Here is a 23,527-nt window from a genome sequence, read left to right on the forward strand (position 1 = left end):
CCGGCACAGATCGTGCTATGCTTGGCCATCTTCGTCGATCCCTCCCTTGTTATGCGAACCTAAAGTTCGTTCAACCATTCGGGTCCCGATGAAGTGCCGGTCGCGATCTCGCTATGCCAGACAGCCCTCAAGGCTTCGGTGGGCACCGATCCGATCGAACGGCGACCCAGCTCGGCGGCCACCCGGGCTGGGCCATTCCTCACGGAACGGCTCAACATAACCGATCAGGCTAATACAAGGGTGGGCAAAGGCGCAACGCCGTGCCCACCTTTCTCTTTCGATGAAGCTGGTGGGCACGCTTGCGCTTTGCCCACCCTACGGCGGTCTGCCTACCCCACGATCCCCGCCGCGACCTGGCCGCGCAGACGTTCCAGGCCGAGCAATGTCTCCGCACAGGCGGCCGCGACCTCCGCGCCCTTGATCGCAAAATGCTTGCGGAAGAAGTCGTAGTGCACCTCGGTCTCGTGGAATTGCTGCGGCGTCAGCACAGCCGAGAACACCGGCACCTCGGTGCGGAGTTGCACGTCCATTAGCGCCTTGATCACGGTGTCGGCGACGAATTCATGGCGGTAGATGCCGCCATCGACGACGAGTCCGGCCGCGACGATCGCGGTGTAGCGGCGCGTCTTGGCGAGGACCTGCGCATGCAGCGGGATCTCGAACGAGCCAGGCACCTCGAACACGTCGACATGGGTGAGGTGCCGCGCTTCTGCCTCCTTCAGGAAGGCGAGGCGGGCCTCCTCGACCACGTCGCGGTGCCAGCAGGCCTGCACGAAGGCCACCCGCTGCGGCTTTGCGAAGCGCGGGTATTCGGGCGCGGGTCCTTGCGGAACCGGCGGTTCGGCGACTTCAGTTTCGACTTTGGAGGTTTGGACTTGGGGATCTTGCAACATCTGATTCATGGCTTTCCTCGGTTTAAGGACCAGAATCAGGGCACACGGAACGACAAACAGCCGCATCTTGCGATGCGCCTGCCACCGACCGTTCTCTTTCATCCGGACTTTGACCGTCGGCTTCGGAGTTGCACCGAATCTGCTGACCCTTCCCTTCGGCAAAATCCTTTTCAGGAAAGAACCTGAGGAAGGCGCTCGCGGGCTTGGGCCTTTCGGCCCTTACCGCCGGTGGGGACTTTCACCCCGCCCTGAGAACATCGGCCGTTCGGGATGAACGGCCTACCAGGAAATATGCCGCCGGCGAGCCGTTGCGGCAAGCGCGTTCCGCATGGGCAAAGCGCATGGTCCCATGCCGTCGCGGTGGGAGCGGCCTCGCGGGACGGAATTAGCAATTGGCGTCGGCCGCCCGAATCCGATTCCGGTTTGTTCTCCCTCGTCCGGTTTTGTCTCTCCCCGTTAACAATTGTGGCGGAGATGAGCTGTGGACGAACGAGTCCTGGCTTGTGGACGGACTCGGGACGCGGTTGCGCAGATTCCGCAAATCACATCACTTGATCCGCGACAGGCCCGCGCTGATCCGAGGGGATCGCAAGAGCGACCCTAGGGATCGCCGTAGCGACGTTTAGGGAGCGCGCGCCGGGCCAACCGCGTGCGTATCAAAACAACAAGAAGGCAAGAGGTCGAGACGGCATGTCCCTGCTCGAAGGCACTATCGATTCCAAGAGCCATCCGCTCGCGGTGGTCGAGGATATCGCTGCCAGCAACAACTGGCCGTTCGAACGCTCCGGCGAAGACGAACTCACGATTGTCTCGAAGGGACAATGGACCGATTACCAGCTCTCCTTCACCTGGATGGGCGAGATCGAGGCGCTGCATCTGGCCTGCGCCTTCGACATGAAGATCCCGCTGCAGCGCCGGGGCGAGGTGCAGCGGCTCGTCGCCGCGGTCAACGAGCAATTGTGGGTCGGCCATTTCGACCTGTGGACCAACACCGGCATGATCATGCACCGCCAGGCGCTGGTGCTGCCGGGCGGCCTCACCGCCTCCACCGCGCAATGCGAAGCCATGCTCGCGGGCGCCATCCACGCCTGCGAGCGCTACTTCCCGGCGTTCCAGTTCGTGGTGTGGGCCGGCAAGACCACCGCGCAAGCCATGGACGCGGCGATGTTCGACACGGTGGGCGAGGCGTAAGGCGCCCCAGCGCGTGAGGAGGGCATCGCCCATCCTTCGTCGTCCTGGACAAGCGATGACGGCGCGAAGCGCTATCGTGGCCCAGATCCAGGATCCATGCCGCGAGGGCTCTCCGTATCTTGCGATGCTTGTTGCTCTGCCCTCCATCCACTAGAACCACCTGGGGAAATGGGTCCTGGCTTTGGCCAGGACGACGGATTTGGCAGCAGCGATGGCGAACAACACCCTCCAAAACATCACCGGCACCATCCTCCTTGCCGGCGCCGGCAAGATGGGCAGCGCGATGCTGAGCGGATGGCTCGCGGGCGGGCTCGATCCGCGCCGCGTTGCGGTGATCGATCCGCACCTCTCGCCCGAGATCACCGCGCTTGCCGCCAAGGGCGTTGCGCTCAATCCTGACCTGAAAGCGGCGGGCACGGTCGAGACGCTGGTCGTCGCGGTGAAGCCTCAGATGTTCCGCGAGGCCGGCGCCAAGCTGAAACCATTCGTTTCGGACAAGACGTCGGTGGTCTCGATCATGGCAGGCATCACGATCGCCTCGCTTGAAGAGGTCTGCGGCCGCGCCGTGGTGCGCGCGATGCCGAACACGCCGGCCGCAATCGGCCGCGGCATCACCGTCGCCGTCGCCGCACAACATGTCAGCTCGGCTCAGCGCGCGGTGGCCGATGCGCTGCTGCGCGCCACCGGCTCGGTGGAATGGGTCGAGGATGAAGGCCTCATGGACGCGGTCACCGCAGTCTCCGGCTCAGGGCCAGCCTATGTCTTCCTGCTCGCCGAAGAGCTCGCGCGCGCCGGTGTGGAAGCGGGCTTGCCCGAGGCGTTGGCGACAAAGCTTGCGCGCGAGACCGTCGCCGGCTCCGGCGAGCTGCTGCACCAGTCCGAGCTTGCTTCAAGCACGCTGCGCCAGAACGTCACCTCTCCCGGTGGCACCACCGCTGCCGCCCTCGACGTGCTGATGGGCGAGCCCGGCCTGCGCGAGTTGATGATCCGCGCAATAGCGGCCGCGACGAAGCGGTCGAAGGAATTGGCGAAGTAGCTAACGGCCTCGCAGCTACGCTCCTAGTCGCTTGTTGAACATCTCAACATTGACGAGACCGCGCCCGTGGCGGCCCTCGCCGAGTTTGCGGGCGCCCTCGAACGCCTCGACCTCGAAACGAATGACGCGGCGCTCGACCGCGACAACTTTCGCTGTGGTCCGCACCGTCGCACCGACGCGAGCTGCCGCGAGATGGCGGATGTCAACCTCGGTGCCGACAGTGACCCAGCCGGGCTGAAGCGCGGAGCGGATCGCATCGCTTGCGGTCATCTCCATCTCGAGGATCATCATCGGCGTCGCATAAACAAACGGCATGCCGGGCACGAAATGCCCGACCGTGCGCTCCACCGGCACCACCAGCGTGCGCTCTGCGCTCATGCCGATTGTGATGAAGTCGCGTGCGTCCATGTTCTTTCTCGTCATTCCAGGCGCAAAGCGCGAACGCGAAAAGCCAGAGATTACGCCCTGACGGGCTGCCCCGGAATGAACTAACGCGTCACTTCTTCGCAGCCGCCGCGCGCTCAACAAAGGTCTTGCCGCCCTTCATCTTGTGGCGCAGCGGGGCCTCGTTGATCTGGATGACGACGGCATCGGCGTCGACGCCGAGATTCTTCACGAGCGCCTGGGTGATGTCGCGCATCATGCCGGCCTTCTGCTCGTCGGTGCGGCCTTCGGCCATGCTGATTGTGATCTCAGGCATCGTCTGCTCCCTGCTCGTCGTTGATCATCTATTCGTCATTGCCGGGCTCGATCCGGCAATCCCATCATTTGGAAGATGGATGCGCGGGTCAAGCCCGCGCATGACGAATGGAGCGAATGGCTAGCCCCAGCTCACGTCATGGCGCGCCAAGACCTCGCGCACCTTGGCGACGAGATCGGCCTCGCTGCACGAGAATTGCGCCGGTCGACTCTCGCGCCATTCCTGGTTGGAGGCGATCGCAGCGGCGGCCTTGGCACCCTCGATCAGATCCTTGATCTGAACCTCGCCGCGCGCCTTCTCGTCGGAGCCCTGGATGACGACGCAGGGCGCGTTGCGGCGATCGGCATATTTGAGCTGATTGCCCATGTTCTTGGGATTGCCGAGATAGAGCTCGGCGCGGATGCCGGCGGTGCGCAAGGAAGCGACCATCTTCTGATAGTCGGCGACGCGGTCGCGGTCGAATACGGTGACGACGACCGGCCCGAATTCCGGCCGCGTGTCGAGCTTGCCGAGCAGCGTCAGTGCGGACTGCAAGCGAGACACGCCGATGGAGAAACCGGTCGCCGGCACCGGCTCGCCGCGGAAGCGCGAAACGAGTCCGTCATAACGTCCGCCGCCGCCGACAGAGCCGAAGCGCACCGGGCGACCCTTCTCGTCCTTGGTGTCGAGCAGGAGTTCGACCTCGTAGACAGGGCCGGTGTAATATTCGAGGCCGCGCACGACGGAGGGATCGATGCGAATGCGATCCATGCCGTAACCCGAGGCCGTGACCAGCTTGGCAATTTCTTCCAGCTCGCTCACGCCGGCCTGACCGACTTCGCTCTTGGCGAGGTAGGTTTCTGCGGCGGCGATGGCTTCTTTCCAATCATCGCGCTGCTTGGTGATGGCGAGAACAACGTCAGCCTCCGCCGCACTTAGATTGGCGCCTTTCGTGAAGTCGCCCTTGCCTTCTTCGCCACCGTCCCATCGTCCGGGACCGAGCAATTTGCGCACTTCGTCGGCGGAAAACTTGTCGAGCTTGTCGATCGCGCGGAGCACGGTCAGCCTGCGTGCCGCGTTGTCGTCGCCGCCGAGCCCGATGGCTTCCAGAACACCGTCGAGCACTTTTCGGTTGTTCACCTTCACGACATAGGAGCCGCGTGCAATCCCGAGCGCCTCCATCGTGTCCGCGGCCATCATGCAGATCTCGGCATCCGCCGCCGGTGTCGCCGAGCCCACCGTATCCGCGTCAAACTGCATGAACTGGCGGAAGCGGCCGGGACCGGGCTTCTCGTTGCGGAACACGTAACCGGCGCGGTAGCTGCGATAGGGCTTTGGCAGCGTGTCGAAGTTTTCAGCGACGTAGCGGGCGAGCGGCGCGGTCAGATCGTAACGTAGGCTGATCCATTGCTCGTCGTCGTCCTGGAACGAGAACACGCCCTCGTTCGGACGGTCCTGGTCGGGCAGGAATTTGCCGAGCGCATCGGTGAATTCCATCGCCGGCGTCTCCACCGGCTCGAAGCCATAGAGCTCGTAAACAGCGCGGATCTTCTCGACCATCTCGCGCGTCGCGCGTATCGCGGCGGGATTGCGATCCTCGAGCCCGCGCGGCAGGCGCGCCTTCAATTTCTGGGGTTTTTTGGGTTTCTCGGCCATGCGCGGCGTTTACCAGCCGACGCGCAAGGCGGCAACCGTTCTTGCCCTCTCCTCTCGCGGGAGATCTCCCACAAGGGGAGAAGATAAAAGCTTCAAAACACCTTGCGGATCCAGTTGTGCGGATCGTTGGTGCGGCCGTACTGGATGTCGACGAGCTGCTTGCGCAGGCCCATGGCGACCGGGCCGGCCGCGCCGCCACTGATGTCGAAATCGCCGCTCACCGAGCGCACCTTGCCGATCGGCGAGATCACGGCGGCAGTGCCGCAGGCGAAGGCTTCTTTCAGCCTGCCGCTGGCGGCGTCCTTGCGCCACTGGTCGAGCGGGTAGGGCTCCTCGCGCACCGTCTTTCCGGCATCGCGGGCGAGCGTGATGATGGAGTCGCGTGTGATGCCCGGCAGGATGGTGCCGAGCGGCGGCGTCGACAACGAGCCGTCGTCGAACACGAAGAAGACATTCATGCCCCCGAGCTCCTCGATGTAACGGCGCTCGAGCGCATCGAGGAACACGACCTGATCGCAGCCATGCTGGATCGCTTCCGCCTGGGCGCGCAGGCTTGCGGCATAATTGCCGCCGCATTTGACGGCGCCGGTGCCGCCGATCGCAGCGCGCGTGTAGTTCTCGGACACCCAGATCGACACCGGTGCAGGGCCGCCCTTGAAATAGGAGCCGACCGGCGAGGCGATGACCGCGAAGATGTATTCGGATGACGGCTTGACGCCGAGGAAGGTCTCGCTCGCGATCATGAAGGGCCGTAGGTAAAGACTGCCCTCGCCGCCCGGCATCCAGGCGCGGTCGATGCGCACGACCTGCTCGACCGCCTCGATGAAGACATCCTCGGGCAATTGCGCCATCGCCATGCGGTCGGCCGAGTCCTTGAATCGCCGCGCATTGGCATCCGGGCGAAACAGGTTCACGCCGCCGTCGTCGCGCTTGTAGGCCTTGAGGCCCTCGAAAATTTCCTGAGCGTAATGGAGGACCGCGCCGGCCGGATCGAGCTGGAAGTTGGCGCGCGCCTCGATTTTGGCCTCGTACCAGCCGCCCTTGGCCTGATTGTAGCGGACGATCGCCATGTGATCGGTGAAGACTCGCCCGAACCCTGGGTCCACCAGCTTGGCGACGCGGTCCTTCTCAGGAGTCGGATTGGATGCGGGCTGGATGTCGAATGTCATGCTCATGTCCTTGGCTCCCGCTGCCGGTATCGGCGCTGTTCTGGCACCGGCCCGCCCCTGTTCGGGGCCGGCTGGCTTCATTAGGTGTCTGGCTGGACCGGCGCCAGCCTTGTTACGGCCGGTTTCCCGTGGCCAGCATGTCGCCGAGGACATGCTTTTGCGGAAGGCGGAAGTCCAGTATGTTTTGTCGAAATGCCGCTCGACAATCGCACGGTAGATCTGCTCCGGCCGTCGTCGCCTGTCCGGCTGTTTCCGCCGTCCCCGCTTCGACGCCGCCCGTCGCGATACGATCTAAAATTTCGTGCGGGCCAATCGTTTTGTAACATTGAACCTAAGATACGTCAATATGCCTGACATAAATTTCGCGAGTCCGTCTCAAGACGCCGCCGAGCCTCGGCCGGCCGCAGGCGATGGAAACAATTTGCGCTGGGATATCATCGAGCTGCTGTTCTTCGCCTATCGCGATTTCGTCGGCGATCCCGACCAGGAGCTGGAGGCCTTCGGCTTCGGCCGTGCCCATCACCGGGTCATGCACTTCGTCTATCGCTACCCCGGCCTCAAGGTCGCCGACCTCCTCGACGTCCTGCGCATCACAAAGCAATCGCTTGGCCGCGTGCTCAAGCAGCTTCTCGACGAGGGCTATATCGTGCAGAAGACCGGCGACAATGACCGTCGCCAGCGCCTGCTCTATGCGACGCCGAAGGGCGAAGCGCTGGTGCAGAAGCTTGCCGGGCTGCAGACCACGCGGATCAACAAGGCGCTTGCCGAAATGGGTCCGCAGGATGCCGAGACCATCAAGCGCTTCCTGCGCGCGATGATTGATCGCGACGATCCGGACAAGGTGCTCGAGACGATCTTCGCTTCCGTCAACCACGACGCCAAGGAGTGACCGTGCCGCTCGCTGCCACGCTCGCCCGCCCGCCGGTGCAACCCGCCGACGATGCCCCGCATCTGCTGCTGGTCGATGACGACCGCCGCATCCGCGATCTGCTGTCGCGCTTTCTCGCCAGCGAAGGCTACCGCGTCTCGACCGCCGCCAGCGCCAGCGATGCGCGCGCCAAGCTCATGGGCTTGCATTTCGATCTCTTGATCCTCGACGTCATGATGCCCGGCGAGACCGGCTTCGACCTTGCCCGTTTCATCCGCACCTCGTCCTCGGTGCCGATCGTGATGCTGACGGCACGGCACGAGGCAGAAGCGCGCATCGAGGGCCTGCAGATCGGCGCCGACGACTATGTCGCAAAACCGTTCGAGCCGCGCGAGCTCGCGCTGCGCATCAACAACATCCTGAAGCGCGCCGCGCCGCCGCCGCAGGCCGCGACCGTGGAGAAGATCGCTTTCGGACCCTACGTCTACCATCTCGATCGCGGCGAGCTGCGCCAGGGCGATGAGGTCATTCACCTCACTGACCGTGAGCGCGAGATGCTGCGCATCCTCTCGGAGACGCCGGGCGAAACCGTGCCGCGCAGCGCGCTGACCGGCAACGGCAGCGTCAACGAGCGCGCCGTGGACGTTCAGATCAACCGCCTCAGGCGCAAGATCGAGACCGATCCCGCCAATCCGCTGTTCCTCCAGGCGGTGCGCGGCATCGGCTACCGGCTGGTGGCCTTGCCTTAAAGCCATAGAGCAGTGAAGCGCCACCGATGAGCACGATCGATACGGGCCTGACGCTTCTGAAGAGCGCCGCCGACCGCGTCTCCGCCGCCAATGGCTGGATGGGCAACGCATTCAAGGGCTGGATGCCGACCGGCCTCTATGCGCGCGCGCTGCTGATCATGATCGTGCCGATGGTGATCCTGCAATCGGTCGTCGCCTTCGTGTTCATGGAGCGGCACTGGAACACGGTGACTCGCCGCCTGTCCGCGGCGGTGGTGCAGGACATCGCCGCGCTGATCGACGTCTACAAGGGCTATCCGCAGGACAAGGACCGCGACCAGATCCGCCGCATCGCCCAGCAGCGGCTCGGCCTCGTCGTCGATTTCCTGCCCGCCGGGGACATGCCGCCGCCAGGACCGAAGCCGTTCTTCTCGCTACTCGACCAGACCCTGTCGGTGCAGCTCGGCCGCCAGATCGGGCGTTCGTTCTGGATCGACACGGTCGGCCGCTCCAATCTCGTCGAGATCCGCATCCAGCTCGACGATGCCGTGATGCGCGTGTTTGCCCAGCGCAGCGCCGCCTATGCCTCGAACTCGGAAATCTTCCTGTTCTGGATGGTCGGCACGTCCTCGATCCTGCTGATCGTCGCGGTGCTGTTCCTGCGCAACCAGATCAAGCCGATCCTGCGGCTCGCCGATGCCGCCGAGAGCTTCGGCAAAGGCCGCGAGGCGCCGAATTTCCGCCCCAGAGGCGCGCGCGAGGTGCGGCGCGCCTCCGTCGCCTTCCTCGAGATGAAATCGCGCATCGAGCGCACGATGGAGCAGCGCACCGCAATGCTGGCTGGCGTCAGCCATGACCTGCGCACCATCCTGACCCGCTTCAAGCTCGAGCTGGCGCTGATCGGCGATAGTCCGGAGCTCGAGGGCATGCGCAAGGACGTCGACGAGATGTCGATGATGCTGGAGGATTACCTTGCCTTTGCCCGCGGCGATTCCGGCGAGCAATCGCAGCCGACCGATATGGCCCAGGCCCTGGAAGAGCTGCGCAGCGACGCCGAACGGCACGGCCACACCGCGACCGTGGCGTTCCACGGCCTGCCAGTGGTGACGGTGAAGCCGGCCTCGTTCAAGCGCTGCCTTGCCAACCTCGTCACCAACGCCGCGCGCTACGGCAAGGCCATCGCCATCACCGGCCAGCGCGATCACCGCTATCTCACGGTCACGATCGACGACGACGGGCCGGGCATTCCCGCGCATTTGCGCGAAGAGGTGTTCAAGCCGTTCCTGCGGCTGGACAACGCCCGCAACCAGGACGAAGGCGGCACGGGCCTTGGTCTCGCGATCGCCCGCGACATCGCCCGCTCGCACGGCGGCGACATCACGCTCGGCGACAGCCCGATGGGAGGATTGAGGGCGAGCGTGAGAATACCGGTGTAACTGCTCTTGCCTCTCCCGTAAGAACGGGGCGAGGGAGCACACCGGTTTTCCGGCTACGATCTCGCTACTTCGGCAGCAGTGCCTTCAGCTTATCCACGTCGCGCACGTTCATCTTGAAGCCGCCTGGCATCACGATGTCGCCGGGCTTCTGGTCCGGCTTGCAGGCCCCGAGCCATTTCGCTTCGAGCGTCATGGTGCTATCGCGCCCTGCCGTGCCGGCGACGCCGCCTTGCGCATGCGAGGAGGTCTTCACCGTATAGGAGGCCGAGTTGAAATCGCCTGATATCTCGGCATGCGAGGTCGTGCTGACGCCGGCGACGTTGCACTCGGAATCGCTGACATAGCCGGTCGCGGTCTTCTTGATCTCCTGCTTGGCGCAGATCTGCTTGGCCATCGGGGAGACGTTGTTGCTCATCTCCTTGTCGACGGTCTCGTCGGTGCAGTGCTGCATGGTCATCTCGGGCACGGGCGAGCCGGTCGTGACCAGCTTCATTTCCCAAAGGCCGGCCTTGCGCAGCGGCAGATCGTCGGCGCTGGCGCTGCCTGCCGACAACACGAGACAGGCGGCCGAGCCGAGCAAAGCGAGTTTGCGCGTCATCTGGGAGCTCCCGGCTGAGAGATTGCGGCGTTACGACCGCGGTTCAGTACAGCGTTCGGATCGGCTGGTCGGCGGCGCCATAGGGCACCCAGCGGCAGGAGAACGAGATGTAGCCGCCCTCGTAGGCCTGCACCGCGAGAAATTTGGCGACCTTGCCGTAGCGCGCGCAGTGATCGACCGCGACCTGCCGGGCATCGACCTGGGTCGCCATCGAATAGGCGATGATGCCGCCGGTGTCGTTGCCCTTGAACGGCGGCACTGGAAGGATATCGGCGCGCGCCGACTGGCTCGCCATCATACCCGAGACAACCAGGCTGGCGAGAAGACCCGCGGCCGCAATGATTCGCATTCCCGTCACTCCAATTGGCTGGCCGCCAGTTTACGGTGCTGCGATGGAAGTGGAAAGAACGGAAGCCATGCCGAGCGCGACGTTGTGGTCAACTCCTGGCGAAGTGTTGCCGCGCTGCACTTGACCCCGCCGAGCCTTCGCGGCACGGTCCCATCTTCGCAAGACCCAGCAGTCCGGATTGCCCATGCGCGCCCCCTCCCTGAAATCGCTCCGCTTTGCCGCCGTGCTCGGCCTCACGTTCGGGGCGCTGCCGCTCGGTGAGGCCAGGGCCGCCAATCCGCTCGAGACGAATTTCTGGCTGAGTGGGCCACGTTACGACGGCGCCGTCGCCGATTGCGACAAGGCGCTGCCGACGATCGCCACCCAGTTCTGGGAGAAGGAAAGCTCGTTCTGGAATTCCTCGTTGAAGATCACCGGCTTCTCCGCCGTTCGCGAGACCGCCTTCCGGCCCTGGCAGTCCGACAACATTCCGCGCCGCTATTGCACCGGCGACGCCATGCTCAATGACGGCAAGGTGCGCAAGGTGCATTTCTCGATTATCGAGGATGGCGGCTTTGCCGGCTACGGCAATGGTGTCGAATGGTGCGTCGTCGGAGTCGACCGTAACTGGGCCTACAATCCGGCCTGCCGCGCCGCCAAGCCCTGATTTCAAGGGCCCTTCGGGCCGATCCGGCGACCGAACGGCGGTGGCCCGAATTTTGTTCTTGAAATGTTCTTATCGCCTGCTAGGCTTCATTGCACAGTCTAGTTGAGGGGCGTCGCCATGTTTCATTCCAGATTGCATTCGTTCTCCCGCCTGGTGATCTCGCTGACCCTTCCCCTGATCCTTGCCGCAGGCTTGGCTTCGTTCGCCGGTGGCGCAAAGGCCCCGGACAAGCGGCAAAACGCGCCGGGCGAGTTCGATTTCTATGTGCTGTCGCTGTCATGGTCGCCCTCCTTCTGCGAGGAAGCGGCCGAGCGCAGCGGCCGTTCACAGATGCAGTGCAGCGGGCGGCCCTACGCCTTCGTGGTGCATGGCCTGTGGCCGCAATATGAAAACGGCTTCCCCGAATATTGCCAGCGGCCGGCACCGCGGCTGAACCGCGGCATCGTTTCCTCGATGCTCGACTTGATGCCGGCGCCGGGCCTGATCTTCAACGAATGGGACAAGCACGGCACCTGCTCCGGGCTCGAGAGCCGCAGCTATTTCGAAACGATCCGCAAAGCGCGCGCCGCGATCAAGATCCCGGCCGAATATCTCGATCTGTCGCAGGCCAAGACCGTGGCGCCGGCGGAGGTCGAGGACGCTTTTATCAAGGCCAATCCCGGCCTCAGCAATGCCGCCATCTCGGTCACCTGCAACCGGACACGGCTGTCCGAGGTCCGCATCTGCCTCAGCAAGGACCTGCAATTCCGCGCCTGCGACGAGCTCGAGCGCCGCACCTGCCGCCGCGAGCAGGTGACGATGCCGCCGATCAGGGGTGGGTAGAGCGAGCCCTCGGATCGTCATTCCGGGGCGCGCGGCTTGTCCGCCGCAGCCCGAAGAGCGAAGGCGGAAGCGCGAGCCCGGAATGCATCTGTCCGCGTTCTCAAAGAAATGGATTCCGGGTTCGGTGCTGGCGCACCGCCCCGAAATGACGGCCGTTACTTTCGCCTCGCGATGTCGTAACTCTCCGTCATGAACTACCGTCACGCCTTCCATGCCGGCAGCTTCGCCGACGTCATCAAGCACATCGTGCTGGCGCGCATCCTCACTTATTTGCAGGACAAGCCGGCGGCGTTCCGCGTCATCGACACCCATGCCGGCGCCGGCCTCTACGACCTCGACAGCAACGAGGCGCGCCGTGGCGGCGAGTGGCTGACCGGCATCGCGCGGCTGATGCAGGCGCGCCTGTCGAACGAGACCGCGGCGCTGACCAAGCCCTATCTTGACATCGTCCGCGCCTTCAATCCGAAGGGCGAGCTCAAAGCCTATCCCGGCTCGCCACTGATCGCGCGCGGCCTGCTCAGGCCGCAGGACCGCCTCGTCGCCTGCGAGCTCGAGCCGAAGGCGCGGAAAGCGCTGATCGACGTGCTGCGCCGCGACGAGCAGGCTCGCGTGGTCGATCTCGACGGCTGGATGGCACTGCCCGCCTTCGTGCCGCCGAAGGAGCGGCGCGGCCTCGTGCTGATCGACCCGCCGTTCGAGGCCAAGGACGAGTTCGAGCGGCTTGGCGAGGCCTTCTCAGCGGCGTTCGCGAAATGGCCGACCGGTATCTACGTCATCTGGTATCCGGCCAAGAACCGGCGCGCCACCGACACGCTGGCGCAAACGGTGGCCCGGCTCGCAGCCGCAGCAAAGCCGCCCGGAAAATGCCTGCGCCTCGAATTCAGTGTGGCGCCGCAGCTCGATGGCGCGGCCCTCACCTCCACGGGTCTCCTCATCGTCAACCCGCCCTACACGCTGCACGGTGAGCTCAAGACCATCCTGCCCGAGCTCGAAATGCCGCTCGGCCAGGGCGGCGCTGCCAGATTCCGATTGGAGGTGCCGAGGCCGTAACACTCCGGCATTCTTGGGAAAAATATGCAGGAACGGTAGTCAATCTGCGACGAACCGTATTATGCTGTTTCCGTGACTGGCTTTACGTTCCGCTTCCGCGAATGGTTGCGGCGGAGTGAAGGCCCAAGAAAGATCCGGCCGGACCTATGAGGTCCGCCCAAGGATGGCCAGCTCCCGGGCTTCGTAAGGTCCGGTCATGTCGTGACGCGAGTCTGCGCCGCGGCGGAGGAGCAATGAGGGGGAGTTTCCCGATGGCCATGACGGGAACGGTCAAGTTCTTCAACGGCGAGCGCGGCTACGGCTTCATCAAGCCGGACGACGGCGGCCGCGACGTCTTCGTTCACATCACCGCCGTAGAGCGGGCGGGACTGAAGGACCTTGCCGAAGGACAGCGTATTACTTTCGAAGTCGAACCGGACAAGAAGGGGAAGGGACCGAAGGCGGTCAATTTGGTCATCCTCTCCTAGCGAGCCTGGCTTAAAAAAATCCCGGCCGCTAGCGGCCGGGAGGTTGGTCCGGTCTTTTCTTCTTCAGCTATCAGAAGTGATAGTTCACGCCTGCGCGGACAACGCTGGCGCTATAGCCGTTTGACACGCCCGTAATTGCGAACTGACTCGTCGACAGATCGATGTAGAGATATTCGAGCTTGGCGGTCCAGTTCGGCGCAAGGCCGACTTCCGCGCCGGCACCGACGGTCCAGCCAGCGGTGGTGTGCGATTCTGTCCAGCCGAAGGTCTGCGCCCGCAGTTCGCCGAAAGCGAGGCCAGCGGTGCCGTAGAACAGCACATTGCTGAAGGCATAGCCGGCGCGGCCGCGCAGGGTGCCGAACCACGGATTGGAGAACTTCCACGGCGCGAAGGTATCGTCGGCACCGGCGGCCTGAATGTCGCCCTCGACGCCAAACACCCAAGGGCCGTTCTGGAAATTATAGCCGGCCTGCACGCCGCCGACGAAGCCGGAAGGCTTTGAGGGATTGTTGTCGACCGAACCCCATTCATAGCCGACGTTGCCGCCTAGATAAGGACCGGCCCAGCTGTACGCATTGAGCGGCTGATTGACCGTATAGGGCGCACGCTGCCCGTAACTGAGATCGGCGGCCCCTGCCGAAGCTGTCCATCCGGCAGCAACCAACGCGGCTGCGCCCACAACGAGCCCCTTCATCACACACTCCAACGCAAACTACCGCCCCCGCGATGCCTGCGCCGCCGCGCAAAGCCAGACCGCATGGTTACGGAACCACCACTTTTTCGCGTAAGGTTTATCGAGAGCTTTAAGTTAAAGGGCTGTTAAGCCGGGTTACCGCGCTATTAACAGGCTTAACCAAGCGTTACCGGGAACTGCGCCCGCCATCCTGTGCGTGCGCCACGGCCGGAACTTCAAATCGGCACCCCCAGCCCCTAAATTCGCACCATGGTTCACGATTCCCCCGACAATCCGGACGATGCACGTACGCGCAAACCCGTGCGCGTCACCGCACCGAACGCCCAACATCCGGAAACGGACATGGCGCCACCGGACCTCGATCCCGCGACTGCGAGCGGTGACGACGAGGACGATGCGCGGCTGCCGGATATCCTGGAAGAGAGCGGCGCGGTCGGCGAGGGCCCGCTGGCGACCGGTCATGAGGCGATCGAGCGCGCGGTCCGGCTCGCCCCCACCTCGCCCGGGGTCTATCGCATGCTTAATGCGAACGCGGACGTTCTCTATGTCGGCAAGGCCAAGAACGTCAAAAAGCGCCTGTCCAACTACGCGCGCCAGAGTGCCCCCCAGCCGGCGCGCATCCTGCGCATGATCGCCGCCACGGCGACCGTGGAGATCGTCTCAACCACAACCGAGACGGAAGCGCTGCTGCTGGAAGCCAACCTCATCAAGCAGCTGCGGCCGCGCTTCAACGTGCAGCTGCGCGACGACAAGTCGTTTCCCTACATCCTGATCACAGGCGACCATTGGGCGCCGCAGATCCTGAAGCACCGCGGCGCGCAGACCCGGCCGGGGCGCTATTTCGGCCCGTTCGCCTCGGCGGGCGCCGTGAACCGGACCATCACGGCCCTTCAGCGCGCATTCCTGATCCGCTCCTGCACCGATTCCTTCTTCGAGAGCCGCACCCGGCCCTGCCTGCTCTACCAGATCCGCCGCTGTGCCGGGCCCTGCACCCGCGAGATCGACTTTCCCGGCTATACGACCCTGGTGCGCGAAGCGACCGACTTCCTCTCCGGTAAGAGCCATGCGGTGAAGCAGGAGCTCGCCGGCGAGATGGAGAAGGCCTCCGGCGAGCTCGAATTCGAACGCGCCGCACTCTATCGCGATCGCCTCGCCGCGCTGTCGGCGATCCAGTCGCAGCAGGGAATCAATCCGCGCACGGTCGAGGAAGCCGACGTGTTCGCCATCCACCAGGAGGGCGGCTTCTCCTGCGTCGAGGTGTTCTTCTTCCGCACCGGACAGAACTGGGGCAACCGCGCTTATTTCCCGCGCGCGGAAAAGACATTTACCCCCGAAGAGGTGCTCGGCTCCTTCCTCGCCCAGTTCTACGACGACAAGCCGCCGCCGAAGAACATCCTGCTCTCGCACGAGATCGAGGAGAGCGAGCTGCTCGCCAGTGCGCTGTCGACCAAAGCCGGCCACAAGGTCGAGGTCACCGCGCCCAAACGCGGTGAGAAGAAGGAGCTCGTCACCCACGCGCTGACCAATGCGCGCGAGGCGCTCGGCCGCAAGCTCGCGGACACCGCGACGCAGAGCCGCCTGCTCGAGGCCATGGCCGCGACGCTGAGCCTGCCGCACGTGCCCAAGCGCATCGAGGTCTACGACAACAGCCACATCCAAGGCACCAATGCGGTCGGCGCCATGATCGTTGCCGGCCCGGACGGCTTCGTGAAGAACCAGTACCGCAAGTTCAACATCAAGTCGGAAGGGCTGACGCCTGGCGACGACTACGCCATGATGCGCGAGGTGCTGGAGCGACGCTTCAAGCGACTGATCAATCCGCCCGAGGAAGGCGTGGCCAAGGCGAAGGACGACGATTTCCCGCAATGGCCCGACCTCGTCATCATCGACGGCGGCCGCGGCCAGCTCAACGCCGTCCGCGAGATCTTTGCAGCTCTCGGCTTGACCCAGGTGTCGCTGATGTCGGTCGCCAAGGGACCGGACCGGGATGCCGGCCGCGAGACCCTGTTCATGCCCGAGCGCGAGGCGATCAAGCTGGAGCCGCGCGATCCCGTGCTCTATTTCATCCAGCGCCTGCGCGACGAGGCTCACCGCTTCGTCATCGGCTCGCACCGCAAGCTGCGCAAGAAGGACATCCGCGAGGCCGGTTTGCAGGAGATCCCCGGCATCGGGCCGTCACGTAAACGTGCCTTGCTGCATCATTTCGGAACCCTGAAGGAGATCGAGCGGGCCTCGATCGCTGATCTCGGCAAGGTTCCGGGCGTGAGCGCCGAAAGCGCCCGCAGGATTTTCGAGTATTTCCATCCCCAGCCGGGATGAACTAAAGGGGGGCCGCGGTCATATGATCGTTGCGTCCGCGCCTCATTTGGAGAGCGGGACGGTTGACGTTCAGGCACCAGCGGTATTGGTAGGACGGATGAACATCGCGACGACACGAGGGGCAACCAGGCGCTCGATGTCCCTTCCCAACATCCTGACCTACGGCCGGATCGCCGCGATCCCGGTCGTGGTCGGATGCATTTACGCGCAGTCGATCATGGACGGGCCGCTATGGCTGCGCTGGGTGGCGGTGGCCATCTTCATCGGCGCCGGGGTGACCGATTACCTCGACGGCTATTATGCGCGAATCTGGAATCAGCAATCAGCGTTCGGCCGGATGCTCGATCCGATCGCCGACAAGCTGCTGGTTGCCTCGTGCCTGCTGATGCTGGCCGCCGATGGCATCATCCATGGCTGGTCGCTATGGGCCGCCATCGTGATCCTGTGCCGCGAGATCCTGGTCTCGGGCCTGCGCGAATACCTCGCCGCGCTGCGCGTCAGCGTGCCCGTAACGAAGCTCGCTAAATGGAAGACGACGGTCCAGCTCGTCGCCATCGGTTTCCTGCTCGCGGGCCCGGCCGGCGATGAGGTGGTGCCGGTGGTCTCGATGATCGGGCTGGCGCTGCTGTGGGCTTCGGCGATCCTCACCATCTACACCGGCTACGACTATTTCCGCGCCGGCATCCATCACCTCATCAAGGAGGACGAGGGATGAAGGTGAAATATTTCGCCTGGGTGCGCGAGCGCGTCGGCAAGGCCGAGGAGACCATCGAACCGCCCGCAACGGTGCGCACCGTCGAGGAGCTGATCGCCTGGCTGTCCGGCCAGAACGAGGCCTATGCCTACGCCTTCGAGAAGCCGAAGGTGATCCGCGCCGCGATCGATCACGCCCACGTCAAGCCGGACACCGCAATCGCGGGCGCCCGCGAGATCGCGTTCTTCCCGCCGATGACCGGCGGCTAGACCAATGTTCTCGAACAGACCAGCGTACGGTGCCACCTCACCTCTCCCCGCCGGGGAGAGGTCTGGCACCGTCGGATCGGGACGAGCATGAGCTGCCCCGTGAGCATCCGCATCCAGGAGGACGATTTCGACCTCGCGCGCGAGATCGAAATCCTGACCAAGAGCCGCACCGACATCGGCGCGGTCGTGAGCTTCTCGGGGATCTGCCGCGCCGACGAGGACAGCGCGAAGGTCGCTGCGCTTACGCTCGAACATTATCCGGGCATGGCCGAAGAAGAGATCAAGCGTCACGTCGACGAGGCGACCTCGCGCTGGCCGCTGAACGGCGTCACGGTGATTCACCGCGTCGGCCGCTTCATGCCTGGCCAGAACATCGTGCTGGTGCTGACCGCCTCGCAGCACCGCCAGGCCGCGTTCCAGGCGGCCGAGTTCCTGATGGACTATCTCAAGACCAGCGCGCCGTTCTGGAAGAAGGAAGAGAGCGAAGCCGGCACCGGCTGGGTCGCGGCCGAGGCCCGCGACGACGAAGCCGCCGCACGCTGGACCCGGTCCTGATGGCAAGAGCATCCAAAAAGACCGCGCGTGGCCGCGCCGCGCCAAGACCTGGTAAGATCGGCCTTGCTAAGATCGGCCTTGCTAAGGTCGCTCCTGGTGAGCTTCTCACGCTGCTCGATTTGGTCCGCTATGCGGTGAGCCGCTTTGTCGAAGCCGAGCTCGCCTTTGCCCACGGCACCACCGATCCGGTCGCCGAGGCGGCCTTCCTGGTCAGCGAGGCGCTGCATCTCAATCCCGAACAGTTCGAGCTTTTCGCCAACGCGCGCGTCACCCTGGCCGAGGGCAAGACCGTTCTCGATCTCATCCATCAGCGCGTCACCACCCGCAAACCGGCCGCCTATCTCGTCAACAAGATCTACATGCGCGGGCTACCCTTCTATGTCGACGAGCGCGTCATCGTTCCACGCTCCTTCATCGGCGAGCTGCTGGACTCGCATTTTGGCCGCGACGGGACTGCCGGATCGCTGATCGACGATCCCACGGCGGTCGAGCGCGTGCTCGATCTCTGCACCGGATCGGGCTGCCTCGCCATCCTCGCCGCGCATCATTTTCCGAACGCCACCGTCGACGCGGTCGATATCTCCAAGGGCGCGCTCGAGGTCGCCACGCGAAATGTCGGCGAATACGGGCTCGAGAACCGGATCAGCCTGTATCGCGGCGACCTGTTCGCCCCGCTCGGCGATGCACGCTATGACCTGATCATCACCAATCCGCCCTACGTCGATGCGGAAGGCATGGCCGCGCTGCCGCCGGAGTGCCGGGCCGAGCCGAAGCTCGCCTTCGACGGCGGCGCCGACGGTCTCGACGTGGTGCGCCGTATCCTGCGCGAGGCGCCCGATCACCTGACGCCGGATGGCGGGCTGGTCTGCGAGATCGGCCGCGGCCGCGAACTGGTCGACAAGGCCTTTCCGGAACTACCGCTGCTCTGGCTGGACACCGAAGACTCCGAGGGCGAGGTGTTCTGGATCGCAGCCGCCGATCTCGGCTGATCCGCTACGCCGGGCACGCTCTCTCGGAACAAGTCAAATTCCGCCACGTTCATCCCCCGACGAATTGTCTTGCTCTCGGAGGATGTCCACATGCTCGCGCCATCGGGCGAATTGCTGCGCGCCGGCATGGCGCTCAAACTCAACCACCTCAAACGCGCCGCACAATCGTATTTGCGCGACCGCACCAACCAAGCCACCGGACGGGCGACGTCCTACGCGGTCGCAGCCGGCCTGTTCGCGATGGCCGGGCTATTCGTCATTGCGGCCCTCTTTGTCGGCCTGGTCGCGCTGTACCGCTGGGTTGCGATCACCTACGGGCAATTCTGGGGCTTTGGCGCCGTCGGAGCCCTGCTGCTGGTGCTCGCCGTAACCTGCGCCGGGTTGGCTCTGGCTCAAGTGAAGCGTCGGGACAAGCCGGTCGTGCCGCTCGCCAGCCGGATGCGGGTTGCGATCGCCACCCCGCGGATTCCTCGCGGAACGATCAAGCAGGCAGTGAAGGAGGTCGCAACGACGATCCCCCTCGTGCCGCTTGCACCCGGTGAACGCGGTCGCGACAGCAAAGCCTGGCCGAACCGCGCCAACCGTCCCGTGCAACTTGGCCTGATGCTCGCGGCCGTCGGCCTGGTCGGGTTGACGGCTGCACGCCGGCGGCGTCACAGGCACGGATTGGAAGCGTGAATGCTGATGCGGCGCTCCGAGCAAATGGACAGTTGGCTGCTGGTGGCGGCCACGGCAGTGTTCGTGCTCACCGCGGAGCGCTACTTCCAGGACTCCGGCCTGGCCAGGTCGGGGCCTCCGCAAGACCATCGCAAGGCCGAGGCGAATTCACCGGAAACGCATCCGGCGAGCGCGGCCGTGGAGCCCGGCCGCGGCCGTCATGCCAAGAGCCCGTTCACGATCCCCTGGGCGGGCTGGAAGGACATCTTCTGGCGGACCTATCAGCGCATCGATGAGGATCGCCTGCTGGCGACCGCAGGCGGCGTCGTCTTTTTCGGCCTGCTCGCGATCTTTCCCGCTGTCACGGCACTTGTCTCCTCTTACGGCCTGTTCGCCGATCCCGCGACAATCAGCGCCAATCTCCAGACGCTTGCGACCATGCTGCCCGAGGGCTCGTTCCAGATCGTCGAGGACCAGGTCGCGCGCGTGGTGTCGCATGGCAACACCACGCTCGGGGCCACCTTCCTGCTCGGGCTTCTGCTTGCGATCTGGAGCGCCAATGCCGGCGTCAAGGCGATCTTCGACGCTCTCAACGTCGCCTATGAGGAGCGCGAGAAGCGCAGCTTCATCAAGCTCAACATGGTGTCGCTGGCCTTCACTGTCGGCGGCATCGTAGCGCTGTTGCTGATGGTGGGCGCCGTCGTCGCCTTCCCGCTCGCGCTCAATCATCTCGGCATGGCGCCCGGAAGCAAGCTAATCGTGGCGCTGGCACGATGGCCGCTCCTGTTCCTCATCCTGCTCGTGGCGCTCGCCATCCTCTATCGCTTCGCGCCCAGCCGCGACGCGCCGCGCTGGCAATGGCTGAGCCTCGGCGCCGTGACGGCCGCCATCCTCTGGATCGCCGGCTCGGCGCTGCTGTCCTGGTATCTGTCAGAATTCGCCAATTACAACGCGACCTACGGCTCGCTCGGGGCAGCGATCGGCCTCATGATGTGGATGTGGATGTCGGCGATCGTCATCATGTTCGGAGCCGAGCTGAACTCGGAGATCGAGCGGCAGACCCTGCGCGATACGACCACCGGGCGGCCGAAGCCGCTCGGCAGCCGCGAAGCCGTCTCGGCCGACACGGTCGGCGCGGCCGCGCCGTCCTGACGGTGCAATTCGGTCCGCCCTTGATCGTGAGCGCCGGTTGCAAAGCTTGCGCGCCAACCTCGGCCCGCACGCTGCTATCCCCTCGAATCAACAATGATGTTAAGCTCACATGGCTCGGGGGAGCATGAGACGTGAGGCGTCGGACGGCGGCCCGTGTTTTCCCGGTGAGACAGTCAGCTCTCTAGAGGCTTAACGCGCGGCATGATTCGCATTTCGACGATCTTCATCGCCATCTGCATGGTTCTGGTCGCGGCCTCGCTCGGGCTCGTGCTCTATTCGGTCGCCGGCATCAGCGGAACCGAATCCGCGATCGTGGCGCTGACCGCGCTGACCTTCCTGATCCTCTACAACGCGGTGTCGATGCGGCTGCGCGACCGCAGCGACGTCGGCGGCCAGATCGCCGACCTTTCGCGCGGCACTGCCGACCTCGCGCGCCAGGTGGCCGAGTTTGGCCGCCGGTTAGCTGCAATCGAGGGACGCATCGCCTCGTCCAATTCGACCAACGCCGAGCGCATCCAGTCGGTGGTCGGCGAGATCAACGAACTCGGCGGACTGGTCAGGCAGCTCGCCACCACCGTCTCGGCCCATGAAGACCTGCTAGCTGGCGGCGCTCCGGTATCAGCCGCAAGCCCGGTCGAGAAACAGGAGCCCGCGCCGCTCGACCTGAGCGCGACGATCGACGAGCGGCCGGCTGACCCGTCACCGCTGCCCGTAGCCCCGCCACCTCCCGCAGCGCAGCCGCGGCCTTCACAGACGGTCCCGACGCAGGTCGCCAACGGCCGCAACCAGACCCAATTGTTGGCGACGCTGCGCAACGCGATCGACGAAAACCGCATCGATATCTTCCTCCAGCCGATGGTGACGCTGCCGCAGCGCAAGGTGCGGTTCTACGAGGCCGTGACGCGCTTGCGCGATGAGCGTGACCAGCTGATCGCCGCGGAGGAGTTCATCAGCATCGCCGAGGCCTCCGGGCTCATCGGACGCATCGACAACATGGTGATGCTGCGCTGTGTGCAGGTGCTGCGGCGCCTGATGGTGCGCAACAAGGATGTCGGCGTGTTCTGCAACGTCGCGGCCTCCACGCTCGGCAATTCCACCACCTTCGCGCAATGTCTCGACTTCCTTGAAGCCAACCGGGCGCTGGCGCCCTCGCTGGTGCTGGAGTTCAAGCAGTCGACCTTCCGTAACCTCGGTCCGGCCGAGACCGAGAATCTCGCCGCGCTCGCCCAGCGCGGCTTCCGCTTCTCGATCGACCATGTCACGGATTTGCGCATCGAGCCGCGCGAGCTCGCCGACCGCGGCGTGCGCTTCATCAAGGTGCCGGCCACGCTGCTGCTCGATCCGAAGCAGGCCTCGGCCTCGGACATCCACCCGTCCGACCTCTCCGACCTGCTCGGCCGCTTCGGCATCGACCTGATCGCCGAACGGATCGAGGGCGAGCGCGCGGTGGTCGACCTGCTCGATTATGACGTGCGGTTCGGCCAGGGCTTTTTGTTCGCACCGCCCCGGCCATTGCGGCCTGAAGGGGCATCTGCTACCGGCGGGGCCTCGCCGACTCCGGCGCAGGACATCCAGGGATCCAATGGCTCCGGTACACCCAGTTCAGGCGGGACGTCTTCCGCGCCTCCGTCACAGCGTATCATCGGCAACGCCGCGCTCGCGCGCCGCATCTGATCGGCCGCACGCATCATGACCACGCTGCATTTTGTCGAAAGCCTGCGCCAGCTCGTGGGTGACGTCGACGTCATACTCAGCGACATCTGGGGCGTGGTCCATAACGGTCTCGAATCCTTCCCCGAAGCCTGCGAGGCGCTGCATACCTATCGCAGCCGCGGCGGTACGGTGATCCTGATTACCAACGCACCACGCCCGGCCGACTCCGTGCAGCGGCAATTGCGCAAGCTCGGCGTCGCGGACGAGACCTATGACGCGATCGTCTCGTCAGGCGACCTGACGCGGCTCTATGTCGCCGAGCATCCCGGCCGCAAGATGTTCTGGCTCGGCCCCGAGCGCGACAACTCGATCTATCGGGGCCTCGATGCGACGACCGCGCCGCTGGAGCAAGCCGATTACATCGTCTGCACCGGTCTCTATGACGACGAGACCGAGACGGCGGAAGACTATCGCGCAATGATGCTGAAGGCGCGCGAGCGCAAGCTGACGCTGGTGTGTGCCAACCCTGACATCGTGGTCGAACGCGGCGACCGGCTGATCTATTGCGCCGGCGCCATCGCCGAGCTCTATCGTGAGCTCGGAGGCGAGGTGATCTTCTACGGCAAGCCGCACCGGCCGATCTATGAGCGCGCGATGGCGCTCGCCGGTGAACGCCAGGGCCACCCGATCGACCGGCGGAAGGTGCTGGCGATCGGTGATTCCGTCCGCACCGATCTCACCGGCGCGCGCGAGTTCGGCATCGACTGCCTGTTCGTCACCCGCGGCATTCATGCCGAAGAGTTCGAGGGCCTCGACCAGCTCGACCCGGCGTCCGTGATGGAATTGTTCGGCCATCCGCCGAAGGCGCTGATGCGCGAATTGAAGTGGTAGAAATATCGTGCCCGGGTCGCCATAAGCGCGTTTACGCGCGTGTTCGACGCGCTATGGCGAAGCGCT

Annotated in this window: 25 protein-coding genes, 1 pseudogene and 1 riboswitch; of the genes and pseudogenes, 18 read left to right on the forward strand and 8 right to left on the reverse strand. The window is 64.7% G+C overall.

From position 1 onward, the window contains the following. Window positions 1-329 precede the first annotated feature (329 nt). Window positions 330-902, reverse strand: coding sequence for a 6,7-dimethyl-8-ribityllumazine synthase (locus tag IVA98_RS17945; RefSeq protein WP_247299492.1), 573 nt, complete (start codon window positions 900-902; stop codon window positions 330-332). A gap of 77 nt (window positions 903-979) precedes the next feature. Beyond that, window positions 980-1,153, reverse strand: a riboswitch (FMN riboswitch). A gap of 430 nt (window positions 1,154-1,583) precedes the next feature. Here IVA98_RS17945 and IVA98_RS17950 point away from each other — a divergent pair. Together IVA98_RS17950 and proC are read left to right on the forward strand one after the other, a co-directional pair. Continuing rightward, window positions 1,584-2,084 carry a type III secretion system chaperone family protein gene (locus IVA98_RS17950; protein WP_247277547.1) on the forward strand — a complete coding sequence of 167 codons (501 nt, stop codon included), beginning with the start codon at window positions 1,584-1,586 and terminating at the stop codon, window positions 2,082-2,084. A 211-nt stretch (window positions 2,085-2,295) separates the two neighbouring features. Continuing rightward, window positions 2,296-3,120 carry a pyrroline-5-carboxylate reductase gene (proC, locus tag IVA98_RS17955; protein ID WP_247299490.1) on the forward strand — a complete coding sequence of 275 codons (825 nt, stop codon included), beginning with the start codon at window positions 2,296-2,298 and terminating at the stop codon, window positions 3,118-3,120. A gap of 15 nt (window positions 3,121-3,135) precedes the next feature. On the opposite strand, the gene IVA98_RS17960 is transcribed toward proC, so the two are convergent. From IVA98_RS17960 to IVA98_RS17975, 4 genes and pseudogenes are all read right to left on the reverse strand, one after another. After that, the gene (locus tag IVA98_RS17960) at window positions 3,136-3,528 is read right to left on the reverse strand and encodes a thioesterase family protein (RefSeq protein ID WP_247299488.1); all 393 of its coding nucleotides are present in this window, start codon (window positions 3,526-3,528) and stop codon (window positions 3,136-3,138) included. Window positions 3,529-3,616: 88 nt separating this feature from the next. Beyond that, window positions 3,617-3,823: pseudogene (locus tag IVA98_RS17965) on the reverse strand (tautomerase family protein); the annotation flags it as partial. 117 nt (window positions 3,824-3,940) lie between these two features. Next, a complete protein-coding gene (gene hisS / locus IVA98_RS17970; RefSeq protein WP_247299486.1) occupies window positions 3,941-5,455 on the reverse strand; it encodes a histidine--tRNA ligase in 1,515 nt (504 codons plus the stop codon). 92 nt (window positions 5,456-5,547) lie between these two features. Further along, window positions 5,548-6,630: a branched-chain amino acid aminotransferase gene (locus IVA98_RS17975; RefSeq protein ID WP_247299484.1), complete on the reverse strand. Its 1,083-nt coding sequence runs from the start codon at window positions 6,628-6,630 to the stop codon at window positions 5,548-5,550. 340 nt (window positions 6,631-6,970) lie between these two features. Here IVA98_RS17975 and IVA98_RS17980 point away from each other — a divergent pair, with 340 nt between their 5' ends. Genes IVA98_RS17980 through IVA98_RS17990 form a run of 3 tightly spaced genes read left to right on the forward strand, consistent with a single transcriptional unit; the run spans window position 6,971 to window position 9,656 of the window. Beyond that, window positions 6,971-7,513 carry a MarR family winged helix-turn-helix transcriptional regulator gene (locus IVA98_RS17980; protein WP_247355290.1) on the forward strand — a complete coding sequence of 181 codons (543 nt, stop codon included), beginning with the start codon at window positions 6,971-6,973 and terminating at the stop codon, window positions 7,511-7,513. After that, on the forward strand, window positions 7,510-8,241 hold the full coding sequence (locus tag IVA98_RS17985; protein ID WP_247336884.1) for a response regulator: 732 nt from the start codon (window positions 7,510-7,512) through the stop codon (window positions 8,239-8,241). Before IVA98_RS17980 ends, IVA98_RS17985 begins: the two co-directional genes overlap by 4 nt. A gap of 26 nt (window positions 8,242-8,267) precedes the next feature. Next, the gene (locus IVA98_RS17990; RefSeq protein WP_247299478.1) at window positions 8,268-9,656 is read left to right on the forward strand and encodes an ATP-binding protein; all 1,389 of its coding nucleotides are present in this window, start codon (window positions 8,268-8,270) and stop codon (window positions 9,654-9,656) included. A gap of 64 nt (window positions 9,657-9,720) precedes the next feature. Here the strand turns inward: IVA98_RS17990 and IVA98_RS17995 are convergent, their stop codons facing one another. Both IVA98_RS17995 and IVA98_RS18000 read right to left on the reverse strand, forming a co-directional pair. Then, window positions 9,721-10,254 carry a DUF3617 domain-containing protein gene (locus IVA98_RS17995; RefSeq protein ID WP_247355291.1) on the reverse strand — a complete coding sequence of 178 codons (534 nt, stop codon included), beginning with the start codon at window positions 10,252-10,254 and terminating at the stop codon, window positions 9,721-9,723. 43 nt (window positions 10,255-10,297) lie between these two features. Further along, entirely contained in the window at window positions 10,298-10,603 is a 306-nt protein-coding gene (locus tag IVA98_RS18000; RefSeq protein ID WP_247299474.1) for a hypothetical protein, read from the reverse strand. A 184-nt stretch (window positions 10,604-10,787) separates the two neighbouring features. Between IVA98_RS18000 and IVA98_RS18005 the strand changes: the two genes are divergently transcribed. From IVA98_RS18005 to IVA98_RS18020, 4 genes are all read left to right on the forward strand, one after another. Then, a complete protein-coding gene (locus tag IVA98_RS18005; protein ID WP_247299472.1) occupies window positions 10,788-11,249 on the forward strand; it encodes a hypothetical protein in 462 nt (153 codons plus the stop codon). 117 nt (window positions 11,250-11,366) lie between these two features. Then, window positions 11,367-12,071 carry a ribonuclease T2 family protein gene (locus IVA98_RS18010; RefSeq protein WP_247355292.1) on the forward strand — a complete coding sequence of 235 codons (705 nt, stop codon included), beginning with the start codon at window positions 11,367-11,369 and terminating at the stop codon, window positions 12,069-12,071. 189 nt (window positions 12,072-12,260) lie between these two features. Next, a complete protein-coding gene (locus IVA98_RS18015; RefSeq protein WP_247299469.1) occupies window positions 12,261-13,121 on the forward strand; it encodes a 23S rRNA (adenine(2030)-N(6))-methyltransferase RlmJ in 861 nt (286 codons plus the stop codon). 251 nt (window positions 13,122-13,372) lie between these two features. Next, window positions 13,373-13,588, forward strand: a complete 216-nt coding sequence (locus IVA98_RS18020; RefSeq protein WP_008544396.1) for a cold-shock protein — start codon at window positions 13,373-13,375, stop codon at window positions 13,586-13,588. Window positions 13,589-13,658: 70 nt separating this feature from the next. On the opposite strand, the gene IVA98_RS18025 is transcribed toward IVA98_RS18020, so the two are convergent. Further along, window positions 13,659-14,282, reverse strand: a complete 624-nt coding sequence (locus IVA98_RS18025; RefSeq protein WP_247299467.1) for an outer membrane protein — start codon at window positions 14,280-14,282, stop codon at window positions 13,659-13,661. Window positions 14,283-14,531: 249 nt separating this feature from the next. Here IVA98_RS18025 and uvrC point away from each other — a divergent pair, with 249 nt between their 5' ends. From uvrC to IVA98_RS18070, 9 genes are all read left to right on the forward strand, one after another. After that, the gene (gene uvrC / locus IVA98_RS18030; protein ID WP_247299465.1) at window positions 14,532-16,601 is read left to right on the forward strand and encodes an excinuclease ABC subunit UvrC; all 2,070 of its coding nucleotides are present in this window, start codon (window positions 14,532-14,534) and stop codon (window positions 16,599-16,601) included. A gap of 97 nt (window positions 16,602-16,698) precedes the next feature. Then, complete coding sequence (gene pgsA / locus IVA98_RS18035) at window positions 16,699-17,316, forward strand: CDP-diacylglycerol--glycerol-3-phosphate 3-phosphatidyltransferase (protein ID WP_247277561.1); 618 nt, start codon at window positions 16,699-16,701, stop codon at window positions 17,314-17,316. Continuing rightward, window positions 17,313-17,564 carry a molybdopterin converting factor subunit 1 gene (gene moaD, locus IVA98_RS18040; RefSeq protein WP_247299463.1) on the forward strand — a complete coding sequence of 84 codons (252 nt, stop codon included), beginning with the start codon at window positions 17,313-17,315 and terminating at the stop codon, window positions 17,562-17,564. The genes pgsA and moaD overlap by 4 nt, the downstream gene beginning before the upstream one ends. A gap of 87 nt (window positions 17,565-17,651) precedes the next feature. Then, window positions 17,652-18,119 carry a molybdenum cofactor biosynthesis protein MoaE gene (locus IVA98_RS18045; RefSeq protein WP_247299461.1) on the forward strand — a complete coding sequence of 156 codons (468 nt, stop codon included), beginning with the start codon at window positions 17,652-17,654 and terminating at the stop codon, window positions 18,117-18,119. Beyond that, the gene (gene prmB / locus IVA98_RS18050) at window positions 18,119-19,108 is read left to right on the forward strand and encodes a 50S ribosomal protein L3 N(5)-glutamine methyltransferase (RefSeq protein ID WP_247299460.1); all 990 of its coding nucleotides are present in this window, start codon (window positions 18,119-18,121) and stop codon (window positions 19,106-19,108) included. Before IVA98_RS18045 ends, prmB begins: the two co-directional genes overlap by 1 nt. A gap of 90 nt (window positions 19,109-19,198) precedes the next feature. Continuing rightward, the gene (locus tag IVA98_RS18055; RefSeq protein ID WP_247299449.1) at window positions 19,199-19,786 is read left to right on the forward strand and encodes a phage holin family protein; all 588 of its coding nucleotides are present in this window, start codon (window positions 19,199-19,201) and stop codon (window positions 19,784-19,786) included. After that, window positions 19,787-20,917, forward strand: coding sequence for a YihY/virulence factor BrkB family protein (locus tag IVA98_RS18060; protein WP_247299447.1), 1,131 nt, complete (start codon window positions 19,787-19,789; stop codon window positions 20,915-20,917). A gap of 201 nt (window positions 20,918-21,118) precedes the next feature. Continuing rightward, window positions 21,119-22,591: an EAL domain-containing protein gene (locus tag IVA98_RS18065; RefSeq protein ID WP_247299445.1), complete on the forward strand. Its 1,473-nt coding sequence runs from the start codon at window positions 21,119-21,121 to the stop codon at window positions 22,589-22,591. 15 nt (window positions 22,592-22,606) lie between these two features. Further along, complete coding sequence (locus tag IVA98_RS18070; protein ID WP_247299443.1) at window positions 22,607-23,461, forward strand: TIGR01459 family HAD-type hydrolase; 855 nt, start codon at window positions 22,607-22,609, stop codon at window positions 23,459-23,461. The last annotated feature ends 66 nt before the right edge of the window (window positions 23,462-23,527 follow it).

It is taken from the genome of Bradyrhizobium sp. 160 (genome assembly GCF_023073735.1).
Lineage (GTDB): Bacteria > Pseudomonadota > Alphaproteobacteria > Rhizobiales > Xanthobacteraceae > Bradyrhizobium.